At 59.1% G+C, this 3335-nt stretch carries 4 protein-coding genes; all 4 read left to right on the top strand.

The window, feature by feature from the left end; all coding sequences use genetic code 11:
* The coding region (locus tag PHP98_11975) for an ATP synthase F0 subunit B (GenBank protein ID MDD5484345.1) at nt 1–313 on the top strand (313 nt) is incomplete at its 5' end.
* Between the two features lies 1 nt (nt 314).
* Nucleotides 315–854, top strand: coding sequence for an ATP synthase F1 subunit delta (atpH, locus tag PHP98_11980; protein ID MDD5484346.1), 540 nt, complete (start codon nt 315–317; stop codon nt 852–854).
* A gap of 39 nt (nt 855–893) precedes the next feature.
* On the top strand, nt 894–2414 hold the full coding sequence (gene atpA, locus PHP98_11985) for a F0F1 ATP synthase subunit alpha (GenBank protein MDD5484347.1): 1521 nt from the start codon (nt 894–896) through the stop codon (nt 2412–2414).
* Nucleotides 2415–2465: 51 nt separating this feature from the next.
* Nucleotides 2466–3335 (top strand): ATP synthase F1 subunit gamma (atpG, locus tag PHP98_11990; GenBank protein MDD5484348.1); only part of this gene is annotated, 870 nt, incomplete at its 3' end.

Below are 3335 nucleotides of genomic sequence, written 5' to 3' on the forward strand. Positions count from 1 at the left end.
CAAGGCGGATTATGACGCGCAAATGGCCCGCTTGGCGGAGGAAACCCAGAACATGATGAACAAGGCGGTCAAGGAGGCGCAGGCCGTTCATGATGAAATCGTGAACGGCGCCATGGAGCAGAGCCGCATCATCCTGGCGCGGGCCCAGGAGCATATTGAGCTTGAAAAACAGAAGGCGGTCAAGGACCTGCGCCAGCAGGTGATGGAGATTTCTCTGCTGGTCGCCGAAAAGGCCATTGGCGGCACAATCAACAGGGATTTGCAGCGCCGTCTCGTTGATCAACTTTTCACGCAGGTGGAGGCTAAGAATTAAAATGCTGGACGCCGGATTAGCCAGAAGATACGCGCGGGCGCTCCTCAATTCAGTAACCAAGGGGGAGGACGTGGAAAAAACCGCTTCCGATTTGCACCTGGTTGTGCAAACCTGCGCCGCGAGCGGCGAATTGCGCGCCTGCCTCAATTCGCCGGTTGTCCCGCTGCCGGCGAAGCAAAAAATAATCAAAGAGATTTTTGCCGGCAAAATCGCGGAATTGACCGGGGATTTCCTGGGCCTCCTGCTTGAAAAACAAAGGTTCAATCTGCTTCCCGGCGTCAGCGGCGCGCTGGAATCGCTGATTGACGAAATGCGCGGCCGCACGCGGGTGGACATCGTCAGCGCCCTGCCGGTTGACAACGGGGACCGCGCGTATCTGCTCGCGCGCCTTGAAAAATGGCTCAGGCAGAGCGTGCTGTTGGAAGTGAAAACCGACCCGGCGCTCTTGAGCGGCATCCAGGTCCGCGTCGGCGACCGGGTTTATGATGGCAGCGGCCAGGGCCGCCTGGCCCAGATTCGCGCTACCCTGCAGGCTTCATGAAATGTCGGATAAACCTTAAAAATTCCTATGAGTGACCAGATTAAAATACGTCCCGAAGAAGTTACCGCGATTTTAAAGACGCAACTGGAGAATTACCGCGCGCAGGCGCATGAAACCGATGTCGGCACCGTTCTGCAGGTCGGCGACGGTATCGCCCGGGTCTACGGCCTCTCGCGCGTGATGGCCAGCGAGCTGATCTCCTTCCCGCACTCCGTTTACGGCCTGGCCATGAACTTGGAACGCGATAACGTCGGTTGCATTGTGCTCGGCGACGACACCCGAATTGAGGAGGGCGACGAGGTCCGTTGCACCGGCCGCATTATTGAGGTCCCCGTCGGGAAGGCATTGCTCGGCCGGGTGGTGAATGCCCTGGGTCAGCCGGTGGATGGCAAGGGCGTGGTGCCGACCAGTAAAACGCGCCCGATAGAACGCCGCGCGCCGACGGTTACGGAGCGCCGGCCGGTTTACCAGCCGCTGCAAACCGGACTGAAGGCCGTGGATTCAATGGTCCCGATCGGCCGCGGCCAGCGCGAGCTTATCATCGGCGACCGCCAGACCGGCAAAACGGCCGTGGCGGTGGACGCCATCATCAACCAGAAGGACACGGATGTGGTCTGCATTTATGTGGCGATCGGCCAGAAAAATTCAACCGTGGCGCAGGTCATCAAGGCGTTTGAGGACAACAAGGTCATGGAAAAAACCATCCTGGTCAACGCTTCCGCTTCCGAGCCGGCGCCCCTGCAGTATATCGCGCCTTACAGCGGCTGCGCCATGGCGGAAGAGTTCAGCGAAAACGGCGGCCACGTGCTGATTGTCTACGACGATTTGTCAAAACATGCCGTTGCCTACCGCCAGATGTCGCTTTTGTTGCGGCGGCCGCCGGGACGGGAAGCCTATCCGGGCGATGTGTTTTATCTGCACTCGCGTCTGCTGGAGCGTGCCGCGAAATACAGCGATGAAAAGGGCGGCGGCAGTATCACGGCCCTGCCCATCATTGAGACGCAGGCCGGCGACATATCGGCCTATATTCCAACGAACGTCATTTCCATCACCGACGGGCAGATTTACCTGGAAACAGACCTCTTTTACGCCGGCAATCGCCCGGCCATCAATGCCGGGCTTTCCGTTTCCCGCGTGGGCGGCAAGGCCCAGATCAAGGCCATGAAAAAAGTGGCCGGACAACTCCGGCTGAACCAGGCGCAGTACCGCGAGCTGAAGGCGTTTTCGCAGTTTGCCGCCGACCTTGACAAGGCGACCCGCGGGCAGTTGAACCGCGGCGAGCGCCTCACGGAAGTTTTGAAGCAGGATCAGTATAAACCCCTGCCTGTGGAAAAGCAGGTCGCCGTTATTTTCGCCGGGGTTAACGGGTTTCTGGACGATTTGCCGGTTGCCGCGGTGAAAGATTTTGAAGCGGGGCTCTTCCGCTACCTTGACGAAAACGCCAGCGATCTTCTCCGCGATATCCGGGAAAAGGGCGATTTGAATGAAAGTTTGGAAAACCGGTTGCGCGACGAGATCGGCAGGTATAAAAACAGTTCGCCGAAAAACGCGGTCTGCTGAAGGGCGGATTGAAATTCACGGGCTTGCTCCGCCGCCGGTTGTCGTTCAGTTATGAATCCACGCGAAGTCAAAATCCGCCTGCGCGGGGTGCGTAAAACCCGGCAGATCACCCGCGCCATGAAAATGGTCGCGGCTGTGAAACTGCGCCATGCGCAGGCGGCGCTGGCCAACGCCCGGCCTTACGCCGAAAGAATGCGCTCGCTCGCCGCCGCGTTATTTGCCGGGACGGCCCCCGCCCGGGACGAGCATCCCTTTTTTTCGCCGCGGCCGGCCGGAAACATTCTGTTCGTTGTCGTGGCCTCCGATCGCGGCCTTTGCGGGAGCATGAATGCCAATGTTTTCCGCCAGGCCTTGCGGGCGGCCGGTGATTTTGAAGCGGGGACCGGCGCGGCAAAAAGACCGGTTGTTCACTTTTTTTTAATCGGACGCAAAGCACGGGATTTTTTCAGGGCGCAGCGGAACGCCCGCCCCGATGCCGTTTGCCGCGTCCGGGAAGAGGTTGACTTCGCGGGTATCAACGCCGTTCAGCTGGGCCGCCGATGCTGCGATTTTTACCGCCGGGGCGAGTTTGACCGGATAGAGTTTTTTTACAACGAAACCCCTTCCGGCCTTCAGCATTATCCGGCGCGCGCCGCGCTTTTCCCGCTGGATGTTTCCCGGATGAAGCAAGCTATCCCCGTTGCCCGCGATATCATCCTGGAACCGCCCGGCCCGGTTATGCTGGACGAGGTCGTCCACGCTTATGTTGCCGGCGAAGTGCGGAATATTTTGATGGAAGCGGAAGTGGCCGAACATGCGGCGCGCATGCTCATGATGGATCTGGCGACAAAAAACGCGGACGACTTGATTGCCGAACTGCACATGGCCATGAATAAATTGCGCCAACGCCTGATCACCAACGAGCTTGCGGATATAACCACC

It is taken from the genome of Kiritimatiellia bacterium (genome assembly GCA_028715905.1).
GTDB lineage: Bacteria > Verrucomicrobiota > Kiritimatiellia > JAAZAB01 > JAAZAB01 > JAQUQV01.